The sequence below is a fragment of the Patulibacter sp. genome, assembly GCF_030655195.1.
Classification (GTDB): Bacteria; Actinomycetota; Thermoleophilia; order Solirubrobacterales; family Solirubrobacteraceae; genus Patulibacter.
Genome location: NZ_JAURWA010000147.1, coordinates 1 through 22,512, shown reverse-complemented (window position 1 = coordinate 22,512; position 22,512 = coordinate 1). Strand labels below are relative to the sequence as shown.

At 74.2% G+C, this 22,512-nt stretch carries 17 protein-coding genes and 1 tRNA gene; 13 read left to right on the top strand and 5 right to left on the bottom strand.

The features are described from left to right. Positions 1-41 precede the first annotated feature (41 nt). From Q7T67_RS16635 to Q7T67_RS16595, 9 genes are all read left to right on the top strand, one after another. On the top strand, positions 42-1,112 hold the full coding sequence (locus tag Q7T67_RS16635) for a redox-sensing transcriptional repressor Rex (RefSeq protein WP_304792200.1): 1,071 nt from the start codon (positions 42-44) through the stop codon (positions 1,110-1,112). Between the two features lie 40 nt (positions 1,113-1,152). Next, the gene (locus Q7T67_RS16630; protein ID WP_304792197.1) at positions 1,153-2,334 is read left to right on the top strand and encodes a YbdK family carboxylate-amine ligase; all 1,182 of its coding nucleotides are present in this window, start codon (positions 1,153-1,155) and stop codon (positions 2,332-2,334) included. Continuing rightward, positions 2,331-2,804, top strand: a complete 474-nt coding sequence (locus Q7T67_RS16625) for a hypothetical protein (protein ID WP_304792195.1) — start codon at positions 2,331-2,333, stop codon at positions 2,802-2,804. Before Q7T67_RS16630 ends, Q7T67_RS16625 begins: the two co-directional genes overlap by 4 nt. Before the next feature lie 122 nt (positions 2,805-2,926). Beyond that, on the top strand, positions 2,927-4,837 hold the full coding sequence (locus Q7T67_RS16620; protein WP_304792192.1) for an APC family permease: 1,911 nt from the start codon (positions 2,927-2,929) through the stop codon (positions 4,835-4,837). After that, positions 4,834-5,064: a hypothetical protein gene (locus Q7T67_RS16615; RefSeq protein WP_304792189.1), complete on the top strand. Its 231-nt coding sequence runs from the start codon at positions 4,834-4,836 to the stop codon at positions 5,062-5,064. The genes Q7T67_RS16620 and Q7T67_RS16615 overlap by 4 nt, the downstream gene beginning before the upstream one ends. Next, a complete protein-coding gene (locus Q7T67_RS16610; protein ID WP_304792187.1) occupies positions 5,057-7,204 on the top strand; it encodes an amino acid permease in 2,148 nt (715 codons plus the stop codon). Before Q7T67_RS16615 ends, Q7T67_RS16610 begins: the two co-directional genes overlap by 8 nt. A gap of 156 nt (positions 7,205-7,360) precedes the next feature. After that, positions 7,361-7,786, top strand: coding sequence for a TrkA family potassium uptake protein (locus Q7T67_RS16605; protein ID WP_304792184.1), 426 nt, complete (start codon positions 7,361-7,363; stop codon positions 7,784-7,786). After that, entirely contained in the window at positions 7,786-8,448 is a 663-nt protein-coding gene (locus Q7T67_RS16600; protein WP_304792181.1) for a TrkA family potassium uptake protein, read from the top strand. Before Q7T67_RS16605 ends, Q7T67_RS16600 begins: the two co-directional genes overlap by 1 nt. Before the next feature lie 636 nt (positions 8,449-9,084). Beyond that, positions 9,085-9,156 (top strand) — tRNA-Gln (locus tag Q7T67_RS16595). Between the two features lie 324 nt (positions 9,157-9,480). Here the strand turns inward: Q7T67_RS16595 and Q7T67_RS16590 are convergent. Further along, positions 9,481-10,923, bottom strand: a complete 1,443-nt coding sequence (locus tag Q7T67_RS16590; protein WP_304792178.1) for an amidase — start codon at positions 10,921-10,923, stop codon at positions 9,481-9,483. Between the two features lie 652 nt (positions 10,924-11,575). Between Q7T67_RS16590 and Q7T67_RS16585 the strand changes: the two genes are divergently transcribed. Continuing rightward, the gene (locus Q7T67_RS16585; RefSeq protein ID WP_304792175.1) at positions 11,576-13,012 is read left to right on the top strand and encodes an NAD(P)/FAD-dependent oxidoreductase; all 1,437 of its coding nucleotides are present in this window, start codon (positions 11,576-11,578) and stop codon (positions 13,010-13,012) included. Between the two features lie 285 nt (positions 13,013-13,297). Here Q7T67_RS16585 and Q7T67_RS16580 read toward each other — a convergent pair whose 3' ends face one another. The 3 genes from Q7T67_RS16580 to Q7T67_RS16570 all read right to left on the bottom strand — a co-directional run bounded on the left by Q7T67_RS16580 (position 13,298) and on the right by Q7T67_RS16570 (position 18,376). Then, complete coding sequence (locus Q7T67_RS16580) at positions 13,298-14,359, bottom strand: glucosaminidase domain-containing protein (protein ID WP_304792172.1); 1,062 nt, start codon at positions 14,357-14,359, stop codon at positions 13,298-13,300. Positions 14,360-14,504: 145 nt separating this feature from the next. Continuing rightward, positions 14,505-16,547 carry an ABC transporter ATP-binding protein gene (locus tag Q7T67_RS16575; RefSeq protein WP_304792169.1) on the bottom strand — a complete coding sequence of 681 codons (2,043 nt, stop codon included), beginning with the start codon at positions 16,545-16,547 and terminating at the stop codon, positions 14,505-14,507. After that, positions 16,544-18,376, bottom strand: a complete 1,833-nt coding sequence (locus tag Q7T67_RS16570; protein ID WP_304792166.1) for an ABC transporter ATP-binding protein — start codon at positions 18,374-18,376, stop codon at positions 16,544-16,546. Before Q7T67_RS16570 ends, Q7T67_RS16575 begins: the two co-directional genes overlap by 4 nt. An 85-nt stretch (positions 18,377-18,461) precedes the next feature. On the opposite strand from Q7T67_RS16570, the gene Q7T67_RS16565 reads away from it, so the two are divergent. From Q7T67_RS16565 to Q7T67_RS16555, 3 genes are all read left to right on the top strand, one after another. After that, a complete protein-coding gene (locus tag Q7T67_RS16565) occupies positions 18,462-18,674 on the top strand; it encodes a hypothetical protein (protein ID WP_304792163.1) in 213 nt (70 codons plus the stop codon). Next, positions 18,671-20,329, top strand: a complete 1,659-nt coding sequence (locus Q7T67_RS16560; RefSeq protein ID WP_304792161.1) for an MFS transporter — start codon at positions 18,671-18,673, stop codon at positions 20,327-20,329. The genes Q7T67_RS16565 and Q7T67_RS16560 overlap by 4 nt, the downstream gene beginning before the upstream one ends. Positions 20,330-20,414: 85 nt before the next feature. Further along, entirely contained in the window at positions 20,415-21,377 is a 963-nt protein-coding gene (locus tag Q7T67_RS16555) for a glutathione S-transferase family protein (protein ID WP_304792158.1), read from the top strand. A gap of 24 nt (positions 21,378-21,401) precedes the next feature. Here Q7T67_RS16555 and Q7T67_RS16550 read toward each other — a convergent pair whose 3' ends face one another. Further along, the gene (locus Q7T67_RS16550) at positions 21,402-22,214 is read right to left on the bottom strand and encodes a class I SAM-dependent methyltransferase (protein ID WP_304792156.1); all 813 of its coding nucleotides are present in this window, start codon (positions 22,212-22,214) and stop codon (positions 21,402-21,404) included. Positions 22,215-22,512 lie beyond the last annotated feature (298 nt).

The following is a 22,512-nucleotide window of genomic DNA, read 5'->3' as shown; positions in this document are numbered from 1 at the left end:
CGAGCCACCGCCCGGGCGGCCGTGCATGAGAACCTATGGAGGTGCCCGCCCCGCCCATCGAGGTCGTCGTGTTCCTGCGCGACGGCTGCCACCTGTGCGCCGACGCGCTGGCGGACCTCGAGGTGCTGCGCGAGCAGGAGCCGTTCACCGTCCGCACGGTCGACATCGAGCGCGACGACCGCCTGCACGCCCGCTACCTCGAGCGGATCCCCGTCGTCGCGGTCGCCGGCGAGGAGCTCTGCGACTTCGCCGTCGACGCCGGGCGCGTCCTGAGCGCCGTGCGCGACGTCCAGGCCCGCCGTGCCGCCGTCGGCGGGGCCGAGGGCGTCCGGGGCTCCTCGACGGCCACGCCGCTCTCGGCGGTCGCCGCGCGGCGCATCGCCGCCCAGCCCCTGCGGCCGATCGCCCGCCCCGCCGCCCCGGTGATCGACGCCGGCGACGTCGTCACGACCACCGAGATCGAGTCCGACGCGCCCGCCGAGCCCGTCGTCCCCGAGGTCCGCCTGGGCGTCGGCCAGGCCGAGCGCCTCTCGCGCTACCTGCAGACGCTCACCCAGGCCCGCAAGATGGGCCGCGGGACGATGAGCTCGCAGGAGCTCTCCGCCCACACGCACGTCAACTCGACGCAGATCCGGCGCGACCTCTCCGGCTTCGGCCGCTTCGGCAAGCGCGGGGTCGGCTACGACGTCGAGGAACTGGTCGTCAAGATCCGCTCGATCCTGCACACGAGCACGCACGTCGGCATCGTGCTGCTCGGCGCGGGCCACCTCGGCCGCGCGATCGCCGGGTCCGACGTCTTCGCCGACCACGGCTTCGACGTCGTGGCCGTGCTCGACAACGACCCGGGGAAGATCGGCACCCCGATCGGCGACCTGACGATCGGCGACGTCCGGCACCTCGTCGACGTCGTGCGCGAGAACGAGGTCGTCGTCGGGGTCATCGCGTCGCCGGCGAAGGCCGCACAGAGCCTCGCGGACGAGCTCGTGGACGCCGGCGTCCAGATCATCTTCAACTACAGCGGCACCCTGCTCCGCACGCCTCCCGAGGTGACGGTGCACACGTCGAGCCCCGCCGTGGACCTGCTCCACGCCCTGTACTACTACCTCGCCTAGTGATCCATTTGCTCGAGACGAGCGCGAAGGCCGCCCGCTGATGGGCGCCGACGCCGCCATCGACCTGCCCGCGGCCACCGCCGCGTACGCCACCGGGACCGACGGGACGGTGGGGATCGAGGAGGAGTTCATGCTCCTCGACGAGTCCACCCTCGACCTCGTCCCCCGCTTCGAGGAGCTCAGCGCCTCGACGGCCCAGGACCCGGTCCTCGCGGTCTCCGTCGCCGGGGAGCTGATCCGCACGGAGATCGAGATCCGCTCGGGCCGGGGCGAGAACCTCGGCGAGGCGCTGGAGGCACAGCGGGTCCACCGCGACGGGCTCTTCGCCCACGCCTCGCGGATGGGCATCCGCCTGGGCGCCACCGGCACGCACCCCTGGGACGACTACCGCCACCAGACGTTCATCGACACGGAGCACTACCGCCGCGTCGTCGACGGGCTGCGCTGGGTCGCCCGCCGCAACGCGACGTTCTCGCTGCACGTGCACGTCGGCATCCGCGACCCCGACCGCGCGATCGCGGTCTGCGACCGGCTGCGCCCCGTCCTGCCGATGCTGCTGGCGCTCTCGTCCAACTCCCCGTTCGTCGACGGCCTGGACACCGGCCTGCACTCGGCCCGGACCCAGACGTTCACCAAGTCGTTCCCGCGCTGCGGCGTCCCGGACGCCTTCGGCTCGTGGCGCGCGTTCTGCTCCTACGTCGAGCTGCTGCAGGCGACGGACTCGATCCAGGAGTACACGCAGGTCTGGTGGTCCGTCCGGCCGCACATCTCCTTCGGCACCGTCGAGATCCGCATCTGCGACGCCCAGAGCACCGCCGAGGAGTCCGAGGCCCTGACCGGCCTGATCGTCGCCTGCGCGCTGCAGGCCGCCCGGGACCACGACGAGGGCCGCCCGGTCGAGCACCTCCCGGCGCGCCTGATCGAGGAGAACCTCTGGCGCGCGATCCGCAACGGCCGCTCCGGGCGCCTCGTGGACTGGGACGCCCGCGAGGAGTACCCGTCGGCCGGCGCCCTGGACCGCCTGCTGGCCTGGACCGCACCGGTCCGCGCCGAGCAGGGCATCGACCCCGTGTTCCCGGAGCGCAACGGCGCCGAGCGTCAGCGCGACCGCGTCGCGGACGGGGCCTCGCCGGCGGAGGCCTTCGCGGCCGCCGTCGCAGAGACCCAGGCGACCTACCCGGCTTCCCCCGACGACGACGACGCACAGGAGCGATCCACGTGAGCACCCAGGACCCGACCGGACAGCCCGACGCCGAGGACCCGCAGCAGGACGGCGGCCCGCAGCAGGACGGCGGCCCGCAGCCCACCCAGGAGGAGATGATGGCGGCGTACGAGGAGCAGATGCGGAACATCCGCGTCGAGGAGGTCCTCGTCCAGTCGCTGGCCAGCTTCATCGAGCTCGGCGGTCGCCGCGCGGGCCTCGCCGGCAGCGCCGAGGAGGCCGGCGCGCCCGACCTCGACCAGCTCGGCCTGGCCATCGAGGTCATCCGCGCGCTGCAGCCCCTCGCCGCACCGCTGCTCGGCCCCAACGCGAGCCAGGTCGACCAGGCGCTCTCGCAGCTGCAGGTCGCCTTCGCCCAGCAGGCCGGCACGCCCGCCCCGGGCCAGCCCGGCGGCCCCAGCTCGACCGGCGGCGGCAAGCCGGAGCCCGAGGGCCCCGGCGGCGGCCGGCTCTGGGTCCCCGGGCAGTAGCCCGCCCGACGGGCCGCGTCCCGCCCCGGTCCTCCGGGGTGGGCGCGATCCCCGTCCCCACCAGCGTTCCGGGGACGACGCGCAGCTCCGGCCGCGGACCGGCGTAGACTGCCGCACCGGCCATGGCCGAACGCCGACTCCACGGACTCCAGCGCGTCCTCGGGACCAACGCGCTCTTCTCGACGGCCTACGGCAACGTCGGGTCGTCCATCTACTACGCCCTCGGGCTGGTCGCCGGCTTCGCGCTCGGTCTGACGCCCGTCGTCTTCCTGATCACGGGCGTGATCTTCTACCTCACGGCCGCCACGTACGCCGAGGCGACCTCGATGTACCCCGAGGCCGGCGGCTCCTCGAGCTTCGCGCGCCGCGCCTTCAACGAGTTCTGGTCGTTCTTCGCGGCGTGGGGCCAGATGCTCAACTACACGATCACGATCGCGATCAGCTCGTACTTCGTGCCGCACTACATCGGCGGTCTGTTCGAGCCGCTGGAGTTCCTGCGCAGCGCCCCCGGCGACGTGATCTTCGCGATCGCCGTGATCGGCGTCCTGGCGACCATCAACATCGTCGGCGCGAAGGAGTCCGCCGGGGTCAACATCGCCCTCGCCGTCACCGACTTCCTCACGCAGGTGCTGCTCGTCGGCCTGGGCATGTTCCTCGTGTTCTCGCCCGAGACGCTGATCGACAACGTCCAGCTCGGCGTGGCCCCGGAGTGGAAGGACTTCCTGATCGCGATCCCGATCGGCATGGTCGCCTACACCGGCATCGAGACGATCTCGAACATGGCGGAGGAGGCCAGGGACGCCGGCACCACGGTGCCCGCCGCGATCAAGCGCGTCGTGATCGCCGTCTTCGCCATCTACGCGTTCCTGCCGATGGTCGCCCTCTCCGCGCTGCCGGTGACGAAGGGCGCCGACGGGCAGTACTCGACGCTCCTGGGGCTCCCGGAGGACCAGGGCGGCTTCGCGGGCGACCCGATCCTCGGCGTCGTGAAGAACATGGAGCTCGGCTTCCTGCAGCAGCCGACCCAGATCTACGTCGGCCTGCTCGCCGCGACGATCCTCTTCCTCGCCACCAACGCCGGGGTGATCGGGGTGTCGCGCCTGGTGTACTCGATGGGCGTCCACCGGCAGATGCCCGACGGCCTCCGGACGCTGCACCCGCGCTTCGGCACGCCGTGGGTCGGGATCCTGCTGTTCTCCGGCCTCGCGGCCCTCGCGGTGATCCCGGGCCAGGCCGAGTTCCTGTCGAACATGTACGCGTTCGGCGCGATGCTGTCGTTCACGATCGCCCACCTCTCGGTGATCGCCCTGCGCCGTCGCGAGCCGGACTTCGACCGGCCCTACCGCGGTCCGGGGAACATCACGATCCGCGGCGTCTCCTACCCGCTGTTCGCGATCGTGGGCGGCCTGGGCACCGGCATCGCGTTCGTCGTCGTGGTCGGGCTGCACCCCGCGGTCGCGCTGGCGGGCGTCGGCTGGATGGTCTCCGGGCTGATCATCTATCCGCTCTACCGCCGCAACCAGGGCCTCGACCTCCGCACGACGCACAAGATCGCCACCCCCGAGGCCGTGGTCGACCACGAGGCGGAGTACGAGTCGGTGATCGTCGCGCTGCTCGGCCTGCGCTACTCCCGCGGGGCGATGGCGACCGCCTCCCGCGTGGCCGCCAAGCGCCGCCGCGGCATCTACCTGATGGTCCCGATCGTCGTCCCGCAGTCCTCGCCGATCGACGCCCGGATGCCCGAGCAGGAGCGCGCGGCCGAGGCGCTGATCGAGGAGGCCCGGCTGCAGATCGGCAACCGCCTGCAGGCGCGGTGGGTCAAGGTCCGCGCCGGGCAGTTCGGCCGCGTGGTCGTCGAGGACGCCCGCACCACGAAGGCCCGCGCAATCGTCATGTCGATCCCGCCGCGCGCGGGCTCGGGGAGCATCTACCGCTCGATCGACACCGTGATGGCCGAGCGGCCGTGCCGGGTCATCCTGCAGTCCGACCCCGAGTCCCGGACCGTGCTCGAGCTCGAGAGGACGCGGTCGTGAGGCGCGGGCTCTACGGCAACGCGACCGTCGTGCTCTCGTCGCTGGTCGCCCTGATCGGCATCGCGATCGTCGTGCGCACGATCGCGGGCGGCGGTGGGCCCGTCGCCCAGGGGATCCTGATCGGCCTGCTGTTCTTCGCGGCCGGGGCCGGCCGGGCGTGGATGGCCTGGCGCGGCGCGTCGCTCGTGGCCCGCCGCGACGAGGGGGAGGACCGCGCAGATGGCTGAGACGCCGAAGGCCCCCGGCGGGGCGCCCGGCGCCCCGGGCCCCGCGGACGGTCCGGGCCGCAACGGGACGGGTGCCTCCGGGTCCGAGGGGGCCGCGACCGGCGCGCCCTCCGGTGCCGCGGGCCTGCTGCAGCGGACCGTCGGCGCGAGGACGGTCTTCGCGATCACCTACGCCTCCCTCGCCGGCGGCCTCTACCTGCTCCTCGGCCCGATCGCCGGCAACGCCCTCGGGGCGACGCCGTTCGTGATGGCCGCCGCAGCGGTCCTCTTCGGGCTCGCGGTCATGACCTTCGCGGAGGGGGCGGCGCTGCACCCCGAGCGCTCGGGCTCCCCGACCTTCGCCCGGCACGCGTTCGACGAGGTCTGGAGCTTCGTCGCCGCCTGGGCGCTCCTCCTGGACTCCGTCCTCCTGACCGCCGCGGCGACGCTGGCGGCGACGAACTACCTCGAGGTGGTCTGGCACGAGACCTCGGACGGCAGGACCGAGATCGCGCTCGCCGCGCTGATCCTGCTCTTCGTGACCGTCCGCGCGGTCCGTGGTGACGCCGGCGGCCCCGCCACGCGGGTCGTGCGGCTGGCGGTCGTGGTCGCCGTCGACCTGCTGCTGCAGGTGCTGGTCGTCGTCCTCGGGCTCGCGCTGCTGCACGACCCCGGGTCGATCACCGACGGGCTCGACCTGGGCACGAGCCCCGACTGGCAGGGCGTCCTCTTCGGTCTGGGGGCGGCGATGGTCGTCGTCACCGGCCTGGAGTCCGCGTCGGGCCTGGCGGGTGAGCTGCGCGTCGGCCGGCGCGACCTGCGCCGGCTCGTCGCGACGCTCCCGGTGGCGATGTTCGTCCTCTTCGTCGGGGTCTCGCTCGTCGGGCTGATGGCGCTCCCCGTCCAGGGCGGCGAGACCGCGCTGGGCGAGCGCTGGGTCGACGCGCCGGTGATCGGCATCGTCGACCGGCTGTCGGACTCGCCGGTCGTCGACGCCCTGAAGATCGTCGTCGGCGTCGCGGCCGCCGCCACGCTGATCGGGATGGCGCTCGCGTCGCTCTCCAGCGCGGGGCGCATCACCGCCCAGCTCGCCCGGCACCGGCAGATGCCGACCCGCCTGGGCCGGCTGCACCCGCGCTTCGGCACCCCGTGGCTGGTCATCGTCGTCGCGGGCGTGATCGCGATGGTGCTCGTGTCGTTCCGGGACATGGACGCGCTCGTCGGCACGATGGCGTTCGGCGCGATGACCGCCGTGACGATCGCGCACCTCTCGATCCTGCGCCTGCGGTTCAAGGAGCCCGACGCGGCCCGGGAGTACCGCATCCCGTTCAACGTCCGCGTCCGCGGGGCCGCCGTCCCGGTCCCCGCCGTCCTCGGCGCCGTGCTGAGCGGCCTGGTCTGGGTCTCGATCGTGATCTCGCACCCGGCGGCCCGCGCCGTGGGCCTGATCTGGATGGCCTTCGGCGTCGTCGCCTACGTCGTCTACCGCCGCACGCACCGCCTGCCGGTCCGCGGCCGCGTGGTCGTGCCGGACGCCGCCCTGCGGCGCGAGGCCAAGCCCGTCGAGTACGGCTCGATCCTCGTGCCGGTGCTCGGGACCGCCCTGGACGACGACCTGATCCAGACCGCGGGACGCCTCGCCGGCGGCGACGACGAGACGGACCTCGAGGAGGGCTACGCGGTCATCGAGGCGGTCTGGATCCACGTCCTGCCGATGTCGCTGCCGATCGACGGACCCCTCGCCGACGGCCGTCGGGCGGAGGCCAAGGCCGCGCTGGCCCGCGCCCGCGCGGTGGGCGAGGAGTACGACGGCGTCCGCGTCGCCACCTCGGCGGTCCGGGCTCGCTCCTACGGCCGGGCGATCGTCGACGAGGCCGAGCGCCGCGGCTGCGAGGCGATCATCATGGTCGCCCCGCCGCCCGCGGGCCGGTCCCGCACGGGGCGCACCGGCTCGGCGCTCGGCGTCCTCGGCGGCCGCGGCGAGGCCCTCGGCGAGACGGCCCGGTACGTCGTCGACCACGCCCGCTGCCAGGTCATCCTCGGCGCACCGTCGCTGGAGGAGACCGAGGAGGTCCTCCGCCGCCGTCGCGAGGCCGAGTCCGGCCCCGACGGCGACGACGGCCTGGACGACGACGACGAGGCGTGGCTCGACCAGCTGTAGGGGTGGGCGGCTCGCCGGGGTGGGCGGTCGCCCACCGCGAGGGACGGAGAGTCCCGGGCCGACGGCGGGGAGGACCCGGACGCGTCCCGGGCGAGCAGCGGGGCGTCCGGCTCCCGGATGGGTCCTGGCGGCCCACCGCGCTACAGTCCCGCGCGTATGTTCGTGCTCATCGTAGGAGCCGGCCGCGTCGGCTCGGCCGTCGCGCAGTCGATGCTCGCCCGGGGGCACGAGGTCTCGGTGCTCGACCACGACCCACTGAGCCACGAGCGGCTCGACGCCGGTCTGGCCTCCTCGTGGGAGGAGACCGGCGGCCGCTTCACCGTCGGTCAGGGCATCGAGGTCGAGGCCCTGCGGGAGGCCGGCATCGACGAGGCGGACGTCTTCATCGCGTCGACGTCGGGCGACAACACGAACCTCGTCATCGCCCAGGTCGCCCAGAAGCGCTTCAACGTCACCACGGTGATCGCCCGCGTCATGGATCCGGCCCGCGCCACCTGGTACGCCGAGCAGGGCGTGCGCACGATCTGCCCGACGCTGCAGGCGATCTCCATGTTCGAGTCGGCGATCGTCGAGGTCTCCTGATGTACGTCGTGATCGCCGGCGGCGGCAAGGTCGGCTGGAACCTCGCCCGCGAGCTCATCGACAAGGGCCACGAGGTCACGCTGATCGAGCAGACCCGCAGGCGCTACCTGACCATCGAGGAGGAGCTCGAGCACGCCGTCCAGTACGGCGACGCGACCGAGATGTGGGTGCTCGAGCGCGCCGGCATCCAGCGCGCCGAGCTCGTCGTCGCGGTCACCGGCGACGACGAGGACAACATCCTCATCTGCCAGATGGCCCGCGAGAAGTACGACATCCCGCGCACCATCGCCCGCGTCAACAACCCGCGCAACCGCGAGCTGTTCGACCTGCTGGGCGTCGCCCCGGTCGTGTCGGCCACCGACCTGATCCTGCGCCTGATCGAGCACGAGGTGCCGAGCTTCGGCCTGGTCCACCTGCTGGACCTCCACGCCGAGCGCCTGGAGATCGTCGAGGTCGAGGTCACGCCCGCCGCGCCGGCCGCGGGCAAGCGCGTCGCCGAGATCCAGATGCCCGAGGGCTCGCTGATCATCTCCGTCCTGCGCAAGGGCGCCGGCTTCGTCCCCAAGGCCGACACGGTCATCGAGGCCGGCGACGAGGTCCTCGTGGTCCTCGACCCGGGCCTCGAGGACGGCATCACGGGCCTCTTCGCCGTCGGGGCCTGAGGTCGGGCGGGGCGACGCGCACGCCTGACGTGCGCGAAACGCCCCGTCGACCCCGGGGCCGGGGGCGAGAGCGGCGGATGCGGCACTCCCGACGTGCGCGAATCGCCAGTTCGCGACGGGGGCGCCCGACGGTGGCGGTCGACGCACGCCTGACGTGCGCGAAACGCCAGTTCGCGACGGAGGGCGCCCGACCGTGGCGGTCAAGGCATGCCTGACGTGCGCGAAACGCCAATTCTCGACGGTGGCGCCCGAGCGTGCGGTCGACGCACGCCTGACCAGCGCGACACACCACTTCCCGACGGCGGGCGCCCGAGCGTGGCGAACGACGCACGCCTGACGTGCGCGAAGCGCCATATCGCCACGGTGGCGCCCGACGGTGGCGGACGACGCATGCCTGACGTGCGCGAAACGCCATATCGCCACGGTCGCGCCCGACGGTGGCGGACGACGCACGCCTGACGTGCGCGAAACGCCACTTCGCCACGGCGGCGCCCGACGGTGGCGGTCGACGCACGCCTGAGATCGAGGGCCGGGCCGCCGTCCCGTCGGGCCGCTCGCGACGCTGCCGAGCGCACCGCGCGCCACGGACTTCCCCGCTATGATCCGCGACCGCGGTTCCGCCTCGGCGGCCGCCGGTGCCGGATGGTGTAATTGGCAACACACTGGTTTCTGGTACCAGCATTCAAGGTTCGAGTCCTTGTCCGGCAGTACCGCGAGAGGCGCCCCACGGGGCGCCTCCCGTCGTTCCGGGGGACGCGACGCCGTCGTGCCGAAGCCGGGCCCCGCGGGACACGGTCGTGCTGACTTCCGGCCCCGCGCGACACGGTCGCGCCGACTTCCGGCCCCGAGCGACGCCGTCGTGCCGAGACCCGGCCCCGCACAAGGCCGTGGTGCCGGCTTCCGGCCCCGAGCGACGCCGTCGTGCCGACACCCGGCCCCGCACGAGGCCGTGCTGTCGACGCCCGGCCCCACACGAGGCGGCCGTGGATACATCCGCCCCCGCGCGACGCCTCCGCGCCGAGGTCGATCCCGTCAGCCGCCCGGGGGCACCCAGCCGCCGTGGGCCCGCTCGAGCTCCAGCGCGACCGCGATGCTCACGTGGTCCCGTCCCGGGCCGGCCGCGACCTGGACCCCGACGGGCAGCCCGCCGGCTCCGAGACCCATCGGCACCTGGGTCACCGGGACCGCCGCGAGGTTCAGCACCTGCATGCCGTGCCCGATCCACGGTCGGCGCAGCGTCGCGCCGTGCGGCGGCGCCGTCGTGGGCATCGGCGGCACGAGCAGCACGCCGTCGCCGATCTGGGCGGCGACCTCGCGGGAGAACGCGCGGCCGGCCTCGATCAGCTTCGCCCGCCGCCGGGACGAGCCGGAGGGGACCAGGTCGCCGAGGGTCAGCAGCCGCGTCGCCGCGGTGTGGGGCGAGCCGCGCAGCAGCGTACGGACCGTCGGGCGCGCGTAACCGGCCGCCTCGAGCTCGTCCATCATCGTCAGGGCCCCGCCGTCGGCCAGTGCCACGAGGTACGCCTCGTACGCCCGGCGCCACCCGCGGAGGTCCGCGGGGACGATCCGCGCTCCGGCAGCCTGGAGCGTCGCCGCCGCACGGTCGCGGGCCGCGAGGACCTCGGCGGCGGTGCGGCCGAGGAACGGTCGGTCGCCGACCAGCACCCGCAGGCCGTCGAGCCCGACCCCCGCCGGGTCGCCGAGGTCCATCGGCACGGCCCGCTCGCAGCTCCCGTCCGGCCCGGCGATGGTCCGCAGCACCGGCATGAGGTCGTCTGCGCGCCGGGAGAGCGGCCCGTTGACCAGCAGTCGCCCGGTCTCGCCCACGGCCGGCGGGAACGCCCCGGTCAGCGGCACCAGGCCCAGGGACGGCTTGTGCCCGAAGACGCCGTTCCAGGCCGCCGGGATGCGGATCGATCCGCCGACGTCGGACCCGATGCCGAACGACACGATCCCCGCCCCGACGGCCGCGCCCTCGCCACCGGAGCTGCCGCCCGCGGACCGCGCGGGGTCGTAGGGGTTGCGGGTCAGGCCGTGGACCGGGTTGTCGGTCTCGATCCACATGCAGAGCTCGGACGTGTTCGTCAGCCCGATCGGGATCGCCCCGGCCGCCCGCAGGCGCGCGACGACCGGCGCGTCCTCCGCGGCCCGGACGTCGCGCCGCGGCAGCGCACCGGCCGAATTGGGCGCTCCGGCGACGCAGATCGACTCCTTGATCGTGATCGGGACCCCGAGCAGCGGTGGCGGCGCGTCGTCCGGGTCGGCGGCGGCGAGCAGGCGGTCGGCCGCCGCGGCCGCCTCGCGGGCCTCGTCGCGCAGGTCGACGACGATCGCGTTCAGGCCGGGGTTCCACGCGTCGACGAGGCGCAGGGCCTCGTCGACGACGTCGACGGCGGAGCGCGCGCCGCCGCGGATCGCGGCGGCCAGCTCGAGGGCGGAGGACCGGCCGGTGGCCGTCGGGGCGGGGGCGGTCACGCGCGCAACCTACGGGACCCCCGGTCCGGCGTCCATCCGCGGCCTCGGGCCCGGGCGTCGGGGCCCTTCGCGGCCGACGGGCCCGGGCGGCGGGACCGGACCCGGAGCGGTCGGCGCCGATCCAAGAAGGTGGTTCACCACCGGACGTGACCTCGGACAGGGATGCGCCGGTGGGGGTGGGGCGATCTCGTGCCGGGTGGTGGCGCCGGATCGACCGGACTCCGGCCGCGTCGGCCGGATTACGTGGGGGTGGGGCGATCTCGTGCCGGGTGGTGGCACCGGATCGACCGGACCCCGGCCGCGTCGGCCGGATTACGTGGGGGTGGGGCGATCTCGTGCCGGGTGGTGGCACCGGATCGACCGGACCCCGGCCGCGCCGGCCGGATCACGTGGGGGTGGGGCGATCTCGTGCCAGGTGGTGGCACCGGATCGACCGGACCCCGGCCGCGCCGGCGAGCCACCCCGGCCTGCCCCCGGGCCGGCCGGCCCCCGCCCGCCCGGCCCGCCCGCCCGCCCGCCCCCTGACCACCCCCCGCCACCGACGCCCCGCTCCGTGCGACCGGTCACGGGAGGCGTGCGCCGTACGGCACGAACGGCCGGGACGGGCGTCGTGCGGTTCGCCTCATGGCGCTTCCGGGCATAGGCTCGCTCCATGGCATGGAACATCGTGATCGCCGGCGGCGGCTTCGGAGGGCTCGAGGCGGCACGCCGGCTCGAGCGCAAGCTGCCCCACAACAGCGCGCAGGTGACGCTGGTCTCCGACCAGAACTTCATGCTGTACACGCCGCTGCTGCCCGGGGCGGCGGCCGGCACGCTCGAGCCGCGCCACGCGGTCGTGCCGTTGCGCGAGCAGCTGCACCACACCCACCTGCGCCTGGGGGCCGTCACGGGTGCGGATCCGGCCGCCAAGGTCCTGAACGTCACCACGGGGGACGGCCGCCAGCAGGAGCTGCCCTACGACCACCTGATCGTGGCGGTCGGCTCCGTCTCGCGCACGCTGCCGATCCCCGGTCTGGCCGAACACGCCGTGGGCATGAAGACGCTGCCGGAGGCGATCGCGCTGCGCAATCGCCTGCTGCAGAGCCTGGAGGTCGCCGAGGGCATCGACGATCCCGCGGACCGCGCCGAGTGGCTGACGTTCGTCTTCGTCGGCGCCGGGTACGCCGGTCTCGAGGGCCTGGCCGAGCTGCAGGACTTCGCCACCGACCTGCTGGACCGCTACCCGCGCTGCCGCGACCAGGGCGTGCGCTTCGTGCTCGTCGAGGCCCGCGACCGCGTGATGCCCGAGATCCCGGCCTCGCTGGCGGACTTCGCCGTCCGTGAGCTGAAGGCCCGAGGCATCGAGATCCGCACCGGCACCACGATCGACGCGATGACCGCCGACACGGCCACGCTGGCCGGCGGCGAGGTCCTGCCCTGCCGCACGGTCGTCTGGACCGCCGGCGTCAAGCCGAGCCCCGTCGTCAAGAGCCTGGGCGTCCCGCTCGACGACCGGTCCGGCCGCATCGTCGTGGACCGCGCGCTGCGCGTGAAGGGCGTTCCCGGCGTCTGGGCGATCGGCGACGCCGCGCACGTGCCGGACCCGCTGGACCTCGAGCGCCCCGCGCCGCCGACCGCCCAGCACGCGATCCGTCAGGGCCGGAAGGTCGCCGACAACGTGATCCTCACCCTGTCGGACCGCAAGCCGCGGCAGTTCACCTACAAGACGCTCGGCGTCTTCGTCGACCTCGGGCGCGGCAAGGCGGTCGCCTCGACGGTCGGCCTGCGCTGGCGCGGCGTCCCCGCCTGGTTCATCGCCCGGACCTACCACCTGGGCTCGATGCCGGGCACGACCCGGAAGATCCGGCTCGTGGCGGACTGGACCGTCGGGCTGTTCTTCGGCCGCGACGGATCCGAGCTGGGGCGCCTGGGCCATCCGGGCCGCCTCGACGCGCCGGACGAGATCGCCTTCGGCGGGGCCGGCGCCGACGCGGACGCCGACGACGCCTCGACCCCGCCGGAGGGGGAGCCTGCCTCGACCGCCCCGGCCCCCGAGGCGACGGACGAGGACGCGCAGGCCGCACCGCGCGTCAACGCCTCCGGCGACTGACCGACGCCCGGCCGGCGCGGCAGTGACGGCCGCGCCGCTCTTCGGCTTGGCAGCGCCGTCCCGGCAGGCCGTCTCGGCAGGGCCGGCCCGCCGGCGCCTTCCCGGCAGGACCGTCCCGTCGGCCCCGTCCCGGCAGGCCCGGCCCGCCAGCCCCGTCCCGGCAGCGCCTTCCCCGCATGGCCTTCCCGCCGGCGCCTTCCCGGCAGGGCCGTCCCGCCGGCGCCGTCCCGGCAAGCCGGGCCCGCCGGCCCCGTCCTGGTAGTCCCGCCCGGCCCGACCGCGCCCCTACCGGTCGTACTGCTTCAGGTTCAACTCGGGCCGGTTCATCAGGTTGATCAGGCTGTTGCTGTAGGCCGGGTCGGTGGCGTAGCCGGCCTTGTGGATCGCCTTGGCGAACCGCTCCGGGTCGTTCACGAACTGGAACGCCGGGGCGTAGCGAGTGTTGACGACGAGGAAGAGGCCGTGGTCGACGAACGAGCCCTTCATGTCGACGTACATGCGGAACGAGGCGATCTGGCGGACGGTGCGACCGCCCTCGCTCTCGTTGGTCTGCTTGTGGACGCAGCCCACGGCGTTGGGGCCCCAGCGGAAGATCCCGCCCTGCCCGGCGACGGCCTGGGCCTTGATGCCGAAGTAGTTGTTCGCGCCGGCGGCGAGCGTGCCCGAGGCGGACTCGAGGATCCCCTGCGCCAGGGTCACGGCGGCGGGGACGCGGGTCTCCTGCTTGGACTCGATCGCGAACGGCGCGGCCAGCTTCGAGAACGCGACCGGGTCGCCGTCCCCGTTGGGCTTCGTCGGCACCTGGACGAGGTCGACGGAGGCCACCGAGCTGCAGCGCCCCTGCTGCGGGTTGGCCCCCGTCGGGGCCGGCGGGTCGGGGTAGCCGCAGTACGGCGCGACGAGCGAGTTCTTGCTCGACGTGCTCATGTAGACGTCCGGGACGTACCCCGTCCTGCCGTTCTTCAGCTTGACGCGGTTCCAGACCTTCGAGGTGCCGTAGCGCCCGCTGGTGACGGCGCGGGTCGAGTTGACCTGGCAGCGGACGCGGGTGGCCTCGCCGTTCTTCATCGTCCCCGCGCGCTTCGTGCCGTTCGGCGTCGTCCGGGCGGTGACCCGCGACGAGGACGAGAGGACGATCGTGGCCGCCGACGAGGGGCGGACGGAGGCGCGGGGCTTCGCGGTGCTGCCGGAGGAGGCGGCCTTCGCCGGGACGGTGGGGCCGTTGGCCGGGGTGGCGGAGGCCTCCGTCACCAGGCCGCCGGACGCGGCGTGGGCGGCGCCGGGGGCCAGCGCCGCGGCGAGCAGGGCGGCGGACGCGACGGCGGGGATCGTGGAACGTGGGGGCATCGTGGGTCGTAACCGGCCCGGGGCCGCAGGGTTGCGGTGCCCGGACGGGGATCGGGTCGGGTCCGCGGCGCGGGCGCGTCGCTGATGTCGTCGGGTGTGCCGGGGAGACCGGCCGGTCCCGGGGGCCGCCGCGCGGGCCCCGGGATCAGGACAGGGCGGCCGCGGCGTCCTCGGTGCCGTGCTGCCAGTCCCGGTGCAGCGTGGCGTAGGCGCCGCCGCTCTGCAGCAATTCTTCGTGCGTGCCGGACTCGACGACGCGGCCGCGGTCGACCACGGCGATCAGGTCGGCGGTGCGGATCGTCGAGAGCCGGTGCGCGATGACGATCGCGGTGCGGCCCTCGAGGAGCGTCTTCAGCGCCTCCTCGATCCGCCGCTCGGTCCGCAGGTCGACGTTGGCGGTGGCCTCGTCGAGGACGAGGATCGCCGGGCCGCCGACGCCGCGGTGCAGGGTCAGGCCGTCCGCACCGTCGTCCGCCGCGCGGTCCGCGGGCGTGCCGGCGATCAGCGCGCGGGCGAAGGCGACGAGCTGCCGCTGGCCGGCCGAGAGCGAGGTGCCGCGCTCGCCGACCTCGGTGTCCAGGCCGCGGGGGAGGGCGTCGAGGATCTCCCGTGCCCCGATCCGGTCGACCGCCTCGTCGACCTCGGCCCGCGTCGCGTCGACCCGCCCGAAGGCGATGTTGTCCGCGACGGTGCCGGAGAACAGGTAGCCCTCCTGCGGCACGATCCCCATGCGCGAGCGCAGGTCGTTCTGGCGCAGGTCGCGCAGGTCGACCCCGTCGAGCAGCACGCGGCCCTGCGTCGGGTCGGCGAAGCGGGTGGCGAGCTTCGCGATCGTCGACTTGCCCGCGCCGGTCGCGCCCACCAGTGCGACGGTCGCGCCGGCGGGGATCACCAGGTCGACGTCGTCGAGCACCGTGACCGGTTCGCGTCCGCGTTTCGACGCGCCGTAGGAGAACGTCACGTGGTCGAACCGCAGCTCCCCCCGCAGCGGCGACGGGACCGGGACGGGGTGCTCGGGGTCGTTCAGCGTCGACTCCTGCTCGAGCAGGTCGCCGATCTTGTCGAGCGCCGCCATGCCGCTCTGGAACGTCGTGTAGACGTTGGAGAGGTCGGTGATCGGGCCGAAGAAGTTGTCCAGGGCGGTGACGAAGCCGACGAGGACGCCGATCGTGACGGCCCCGGCGATCGCCTCGTGGCCGCCGACGAGGAGCACGATGACGATCGCCGCGGTCGACAGGTACTCGACCGCCGGGAAGTACGCGGCGTTCAGGTAGACCGTCTTCATGTTCGCGCCGCGGTTGTCGTCGTTGAGCTCGACGAACCGGTCCAGGTGGCCGCGCTCGCGGCCGTGGGCGCGGATGACGCGGACGCCCGAGAGCGTCTCCTGCAGGTGCGCCGTGATCGCGCCGATGGTCTCGCGGGTGCGGGCGAACGCGTCGACCGAGGCCAGGCGGAACGCCAGCGACCCGATCAGGAGCACCGGGATCGTCGTGAACGTGATCAGGGCGAGCTTCACGTCCAGCGACAGCAGGATCACGATCGAGCCGACGAGCAGCAGGAGCGACTGGACGAGGGTCACGAGGCTCGACGAGATCATCTGCTGCAGCGCGTCGACGTCGTTGGTCATCCGCGAGACCAGCACCCCGGCGCGCTGACGCTCGTGGTAGGCCACGGGCATCGTCAGCAGGTGCCGGAAGATCCGCTCGCGCAGGTCCGACAGCAGGCGTGCGCCGAGCCAGCCGACCAGCCGCGCCAGCGCCATGCTCGCGACGAGGCCGATCAGCGAGATCACGACGAACGCGACGACCAGCGTCGTCAGGGCACCGAGGTCGCCGTCCGCGAGGCCGTCGTCGACCGCCCGCTGGACCAGCGGTGCCGGGGCGAGCATCGCGCCCGTCGAGAGCAGCAGCGAGATCGCGAGCAGGACCAGCCGCGTCCGGTAGGGCGCCAGCATCCCGAAGAGGTTGCGGATCCGCCGACCACGACCGCGCGATGCGGCCCGGCGTCGGCGGACGTCCGCGACGAACGCGCCGCGCCCGCGGCGGGCCGTCGGGGTGGGCTCCTCGGCCGCGCCGCCGCCGTCCGCCCCGCCGGTCAGCGGGGCGGACCCGGCCCGTCCGTCGCCGACGGCGTCCGGGGTCGTGGTCGCGGGACGGTCGTCGGGCCGCTCGGGGGTCGGGGTGCTCATGCCTCCTGCACCTCCGTCGGGCGGTCCTCGCGGGAGAGGAAGACCTGGTCGGCCATGCCGTAGGTGACGATCTCGCGGTAGAGCTCGGAGCGCTCGAGCAGCTCCGCGTGGGTGCCGACGTCGGCGACGCGGCCCTGGTGCAGCACGACGACGCGGTCGGCGAGCAGCACGGTCGACAGGCGGTGCGCGATCACGAGCGTCGTGCGCCCCTGCATGACCTCGCGCAGGCCGACGGTGATCGCCTGCTCGGTCGACGCGTCGACGTTCGAGGTCGCGTCGTCGAGGACGAGGATCCGCGGGCCGCGCGTGCTCGTCCCGTCGCCCGCGGCGGAGCGCTCGGGGCCGGCCAGCAGCGCGCGGGCGATCGCCAGGCGCTGGCGCTGGCCGCCCGACAGGGTCAGGCCCCGCTCGCCGACGACGGTGTCGTAGCCGTCGGGCAGCTCGCGGACGAACTCGTCGGCGCGGGCCCGCCGGGCGGACCGCTCGACCTCCTCGCGCGTCGCCCCGGGGGCGGCGTAGGCGATGTTCTCCGCGACGGAGGCGGTGAAGAGGAACGGGTCGTCGTCGATGATCGCGATCTCGTGGCGCAGCGCCGTGGGGTCGAGGTCGCGGACGTCGACGCCGTCGATCAGCACGCGACCGGCGACGGGGTCGTAGAGGCGGGGGAGGAGCTGGACCAGCGCGGTCTTCCCCGACCCGGTCTGCCCGACGATCGCGACGCGCTCGCCCGCGGCGATCCGCACGGAGACGTCCTGCAGCGCCGGCGTGTCCTGCTCGGGGTAGCGCAGGGTGACGTCGTCGAAGTCGATCGCCCCGAGGGCGCGGCCGGGGGCGTCGGCGGGGAGGGTGCGCAGCCGGTCGGCGGGCGGCGCGGCGATCGCCGGTTCGCGGTCGAGGACCTGGAACAGCCGGGCGCCCGAGGCCGTGGCCCGCTGGCCGAGGCCGAGCATCACGCCGAGCGAGCGCAGCGGCTGGACGAGCATCAGGACGTAGACGAAGAACGCGGTGAACTGGCCGACGGTGATCGTGTCCGCGACGACCATGCGACCGCCGACGAGCAGCACGATCGCGAGGCTGATCTGCGGCAGGAACTGGACGACGGGCTGGAACGACGCGTCGATCCGCACGGCCCGGAGCTGCTTGTCGAAGGCGTGGTCCACGGCGGCGGAGAACGCGGCCTCGCGGCGCTCCTCGGCGGCGAACGCCTTGACGACGCGGATACCGGAGATCGACTCCTCCGCGGCGGCGGTGACCTCGGCGACGGCCTGCTGGGCGTCCTGCTGCGCCGGACGGCCCCGGACGCCGTAGGCGTGGCCGACCCAGACGATCAGCGGTGCCGGGAGCAGGCACGCGAGCGTCAGCAGCGGCTGCTGGATCGTCATCGCGATCGCCGCCAGGACCACGGTCAGCAGCGACTGGACGACGAAGACCAGCCCGTAGCCGAGGAAGAACCGCACGGCGCTCAGGTCGACGGTGGCCCGCGACATCAGCTGCCCCGTCTGCCACCGGTCGAAGAAGCCCATGTCGAGCACCTGGAGGTGCCCGTAGAGCCGCTCCCGCAGGTCCTGCTCGACGCCGAGGGAGACCCGTCCGGCGACGAGGCGCCGGCCGACGGTCAGGCCCATCCGCCCGAGACCGAGGAGCGCGATGGCGATCGCGACCTGCTCCAGGCCGCCCTCGTCGCCGGCGCGGATGCGATCGATGCCGTGGCCGATCAGCGCTGGGCTGACGACGGTGACGCCCATCGCGAGGAGGGCGAGGGCGAAGGAGATGGCCCAGAGCCTGCGATACGGGCGCAGGAATCCGAGCAGGCGACGGAACGTACCCACCGATCCGATGGTACGGACGGCGTCCCGCGGCCGGACGCCGTCGGGGAATCCGGGCCCCGTCGCGTCGACGGTGGATACTCCGGGCGTGCTCCTGCGCTTCGGCCTCTGCGACGCGTGCGTCCACCAACGGCGGGTCGGCAACACGCGCGGGTCCACGTTCTCGCTGTGCGGCCTGGCACGGACCGACCCCGCGTTCCCGAAGTACCCCCGGATGCCCGTGCTGCGGTGCGAGGGCTTCGCGCGTGGCGAGGTCCCACCGGCGGACGGGCCCGTCGACGCGGAGGTCCCGGGCCCGTGACCCCCGCCGAGCCCGCCGCCCGCGTCCCGGCCGACGCCCGGACCAAGCGGCTGACGCTGCTGGCCTGCGTCCTGGCGTCGACGATCGTGATGATCGACGGCAGCGTCGTGAACGTCGCGCTCCCGCGGATCCGCGACGACCTGGGCGGCGGCCTGGCGGGCCAGCAGTGGATCACCAACGGCTACCTGCTGACCCTCGGGTCGCTGCTGCTCGTGGCCGGCTCGGTCGGCGACGTGCTCGGCGAGCGGCGCGTCTTCCTCTTCGGCGTGGCCGGCTTCGGGGTCACGTCGCTGCTCTGCGCGCTCGCCCCGACGATCGAGGTGCTCGTGGTCGGACGGGCGCTGCAGGGGGCGTCGGGCGCGGCGCTGACGCCGGCGGCGCTGGCGGTGATCGTGTCCGTCTTCGACGCGGACGAGCGCAACCGCGCGATCGGCACCTGGACGGCGTGGAGCGGGATCGGAGCGGCCGTCGGCCCGGTGCTCGGCGGCTGGCTGGTCGACGTCGCCTCCTGGCACTGGGTGTTCCTGATCAACGTGCCGCTGGTGCTCGGCACGATCGTCCTGATCGTGCGGGTGATCCCCGGCGGTGGGGCACGGGACCGCACGCGGCACGTGGACCTGCCCGGGGCGGCGCTCTGCGCGGTCGGCCTGGGGGCGATCACCTTCGGGCTGATCCAGCAGCCGCTCGGCGGCTGGGGGGCGCCCGACGTCCTCGGTCCGCTGGTGGCCGGCGTGGTGCTGCTCGTCCTCTTCGTCCGGCACGAGGACCGCTCGCCGGACCCGATGCTCCCGCTGGCGCTGTTCCGGCGACGCAACTTCGTCGTCGGCAACGTCGAGACGTTCGTGATGTACGGCGGTCTGGCGCTCCTGAGCTTCTACCTGATCATCTTCCTCCAGCAGGTCGCCGGCTGGGACGCCCTGAAGGCGGGCGCCGCGATGCTGCCGGTGACCGTGGTGATGCTGCTCCTGGCCGGGCGCTTCGGCGGCCTCGCCGACCGCTACGGGCCGCGCCTGTTCATGGGTGTCGGGCCGCTGGTCGCCGGGACCGGGCTGCTGCTCCTGCTGCGCCTGGACGCCGACGTCTCCTACGTGGCCGACCTGCTGCCGGCGGTCTCGCTCTTCGCGCTGGGCCTGGCGATGACGGTCGCCCCGCTCACCGCGACGGTGCTCGCCGACGCGGAGGCCCGGAACGCCGGGGCCGCGTCCGGCGTCAACAACGCGATCGCCCGCGTCGCCGGCCTCGTGGCGATCGGCGGCGTCGGCGTGGCGGTGGCCGCGAGCTTCGGCGCCGGCGTCGACGACCGGCTCGCGGACCGGCCGCTCGGCGCGGACGCCGCCCGCGTGGCGGCGGACCTGCGCGACGCGCCGTTCTCCGCCCCCGACGTGTCCGGGCTGCCGGCCGGCGACGCCCGGGTGCTGCAGGCGACCGCACGGGACGCGGGCGTCGAGGCGTTCCGTCTGGGCATGGGCGTCTCGGGCGGGCTCCTGCTCGTGGGCGGGATCGTCGGCGCCGCCGGGATCCGCAATCCGCGGCGGCTCGTGCGCGCCCGGGACTGCGGCGGGGGACAGCTGACCGGTCAGCCCGCCGACGCGGCGGGCGGCGGGCGCGACGACGAGCCGGCGCCCGAGCCGGTGGCCTCCGGCACGCCCGGCTGAGGACGGCGGGCAGCGCCCGTGGTGGACGGCGGTGGGACGGTCGGCTACCGTGGTCGTTGCACATGCAACGACAGGGACGGGCGCGATGAGCCGGGACGAGAAGCGGGACGTCGGTGGCTGGAAGGGCGAGATGGGGGACTCCGGGGAGTTCCGCCGGCAGGACAGCGCCTTCCGGGACGCCGTGACCGCCGACGGCTCGTCGGGCTTCCCCGCGGCGGCGGGGCGGTACCACCTGTACGTGTCGCTGGCCTGCCCGTGGGCCTCCCGGGCCGTGCTGGTGCGCGAGCTGAAGGGCCTGCAGGACGCGATCGGGATGACGATCGTCGACCCGTACCGCGACGACGAGGGCTGGGCCTTCCGCGCCGGCGACGTGACGCCCCCGGGCGAGGTGGACCCCCTGCACGGCTGGAGCTTCCTGTCGGAGGCCTACCGCGCGTCGGACCCGGGCTTCGACGGCCGCGTGACGGTCCCGGTCCTGTGGGACACCGAGACCGGGCGGATCGTCAACAACGAGTCCTCCGAGGTCGTGCGGATGCTCAACGCCGGGTTCGACGCGTTCGCGACGAACCCGGACCTCGACCTCTACCCCGAGGACCTGCGCGAGGAGATCGACGCCCTGAACGAGCGGATCTACCCGACCCTGAACAACGGGGTCTACCGGGCCGGGTTCGCCGAGTCGCAGGGGGCGTACGAGGACGCGGTCTCCGACGTCTTCGAGACCCTGGAGTGGCTCGAGGGGATCCTGGCGGAGCGGCGCTACCTGACCGGCGACCGGATCACGGAGGCCGACTGGCGCCTCTTCATGACGCTGGTCCGCTTCGACCCGGTCTACGTCGGCCACTTCAAGTGCAACCTGAAGCGTCTGGTCGACCTGCCCAACGTCTGGGGCTACACCCGCGACCTCTACGCCCGGCCCGGCGTCGCGGCGACGGTGAACGTCGACCACATCAAGACGCACTACTACACGACGCACCCGTCGATCAACCCGTCGCGCATCGTGCCGGTCGGGCCCGAGATCGACTGGGACGCGCCGCACGGGCGCGGCTGAGCCGCGCCCGCGCCGGGGCGGGACTCAGGCGGCGGCGAGCTCCAGCTCGTCGAGCCACTCCGCCGGGATCTCGCCGCGCTTGCGGGCGACGTAGGCGTGGTAGAAGAGCGGCTCGCCGGAGACGGCGAGGCGGTGCTGGTAGCGGTGGTCCGTCTCGACCTCGAGGATGCCCTCGGCGTGCATGCGCCGGATCAGGCGGCTGAAGCCCGAGTCGTCCTCGGTCGTCAGGAAGTCGTCCTTGATGGTCATCGCCACCCAGCCGTCGGCGGCGACGTACCCGAAGGCGGTCGCGAACGCGCGCGGGGGGATGTCGCCGAAGCCGAGGGCGGCGACCGTCGTCAGCAGGTTGGCGCGGGCGTCGCGCAGTGCGGGCAGCTCGTCGGCGCCCGGCGCGGTGAGGTCGCACACGACGTAGTCGTCGTAGACGTCGGGGCGGTCGCGCTCCGCCGCCATGCGGGCCTCGGGCAGGATGTCGACGCCGACCATCGCCGACGCGCCCATCGCCCGCAGCTCCTCGCCGACCATGCCGTTGCCGGCACCCAGGTCCAGGACCCGCAGCGACGCGGCGTCCGCGCCGCCGGCGGCCAGGCGTTCCTCGAGCAGTCCGCGGACCACGGTCGGGGAGTCGCACTTCAGCTCCGTGTAGAAGAGCCGCTCGTACAGGCCCGGGATGCTGAAGAGCCGGTCGTAGTCGTGGAACCGCACCCGCTCCGTGCCCGAGGGCAGCTCCACCTCGCACCACTCCTGGTCCTGGCCCAGGTCGTCTGCGCGAGCCTCCGACCGGGGCATGCGGACCACCAGATCGTCGGCGTGGAGGTCGGACGTGGGTGTGCTCATGGGTCTCCTGGGGAGGGATCCGGGCGATCCGGCTGGAGCCGGGGGAAGGGCGGGCGACGGTCGCACGGTGAGGTGCGGTGCGCCCGGACGCCGGGCTGTACGCGACGTCCAGCGCGTCGGAGGGGCCGACGCACTCCACGCCGACGATAGCGGACAGTGGCCCGGAGTGACACCACTGTTGTCATTCCGGCAACACGATCGTCACACGACGCGCCCGCGCCGGCGCCCCGCACGTGGGCTCGCACGGGGGCCCGCGATCCCCGCCGACGGGGCGGGCGGTGGCGCGCCCGGCCCGGGC

What these genes read in the sequence shown, in the direction of transcription:
- Q7T67_RS16630 (WP_304792197.1), top strand. Translation starts at nt 1,153, where the DNA reads ATGGGCGCCGACGCCGCCATCGACCTGCCCGCGGCCACCGCCGCGTAC.
- Q7T67_RS16580 (WP_304792172.1), bottom strand. Translation starts at nt 14,359, where the DNA reads ATGCCCCCACGTTCCACGATCCCCGCCGTCGCGTCCGCCGCCCTGCTC.
- Q7T67_RS16555 (WP_304792158.1), top strand. Translation starts at nt 20,415, where the DNA reads ATGAGCCGGGACGAGAAGCGGGACGTCGGTGGCTGGAAGGGCGAGATG.
- Q7T67_RS16550 (WP_304792156.1), bottom strand. Translation starts at nt 22,214, where the DNA reads ATGAGCACACCCACGTCCGACCTCCACGCCGACGATCTGGTGGTCCGC.
- Q7T67_RS16585 (WP_304792175.1), top strand. Translation starts at nt 11,576, where the DNA reads ATGGCATGGAACATCGTGATCGCCGGCGGCGGCTTCGGAGGGCTCGAG.
- Q7T67_RS16610 (WP_304792187.1), top strand. Translation starts at nt 5,057, where the DNA reads ATGGCTGAGACGCCGAAGGCCCCCGGCGGGGCGCCCGGCGCCCCGGGC.
- Q7T67_RS16605 (WP_304792184.1), top strand. Translation starts at nt 7,361, where the DNA reads ATGTTCGTGCTCATCGTAGGAGCCGGCCGCGTCGGCTCGGCCGTCGCG.
- Q7T67_RS16575 (WP_304792169.1), bottom strand. Translation starts at nt 16,547, where the DNA reads ATGAGCACCCCGACCCCCGAGCGGCCCGACGACCGTCCCGCGACCACG.
- Q7T67_RS16600 (WP_304792181.1), top strand. Translation starts at nt 7,786, where the DNA reads ATGTACGTCGTGATCGCCGGCGGCGGCAAGGTCGGCTGGAACCTCGCC.
- Q7T67_RS16620 (WP_304792192.1), top strand. Translation starts at nt 2,927, where the DNA reads ATGGCCGAACGCCGACTCCACGGACTCCAGCGCGTCCTCGGGACCAAC.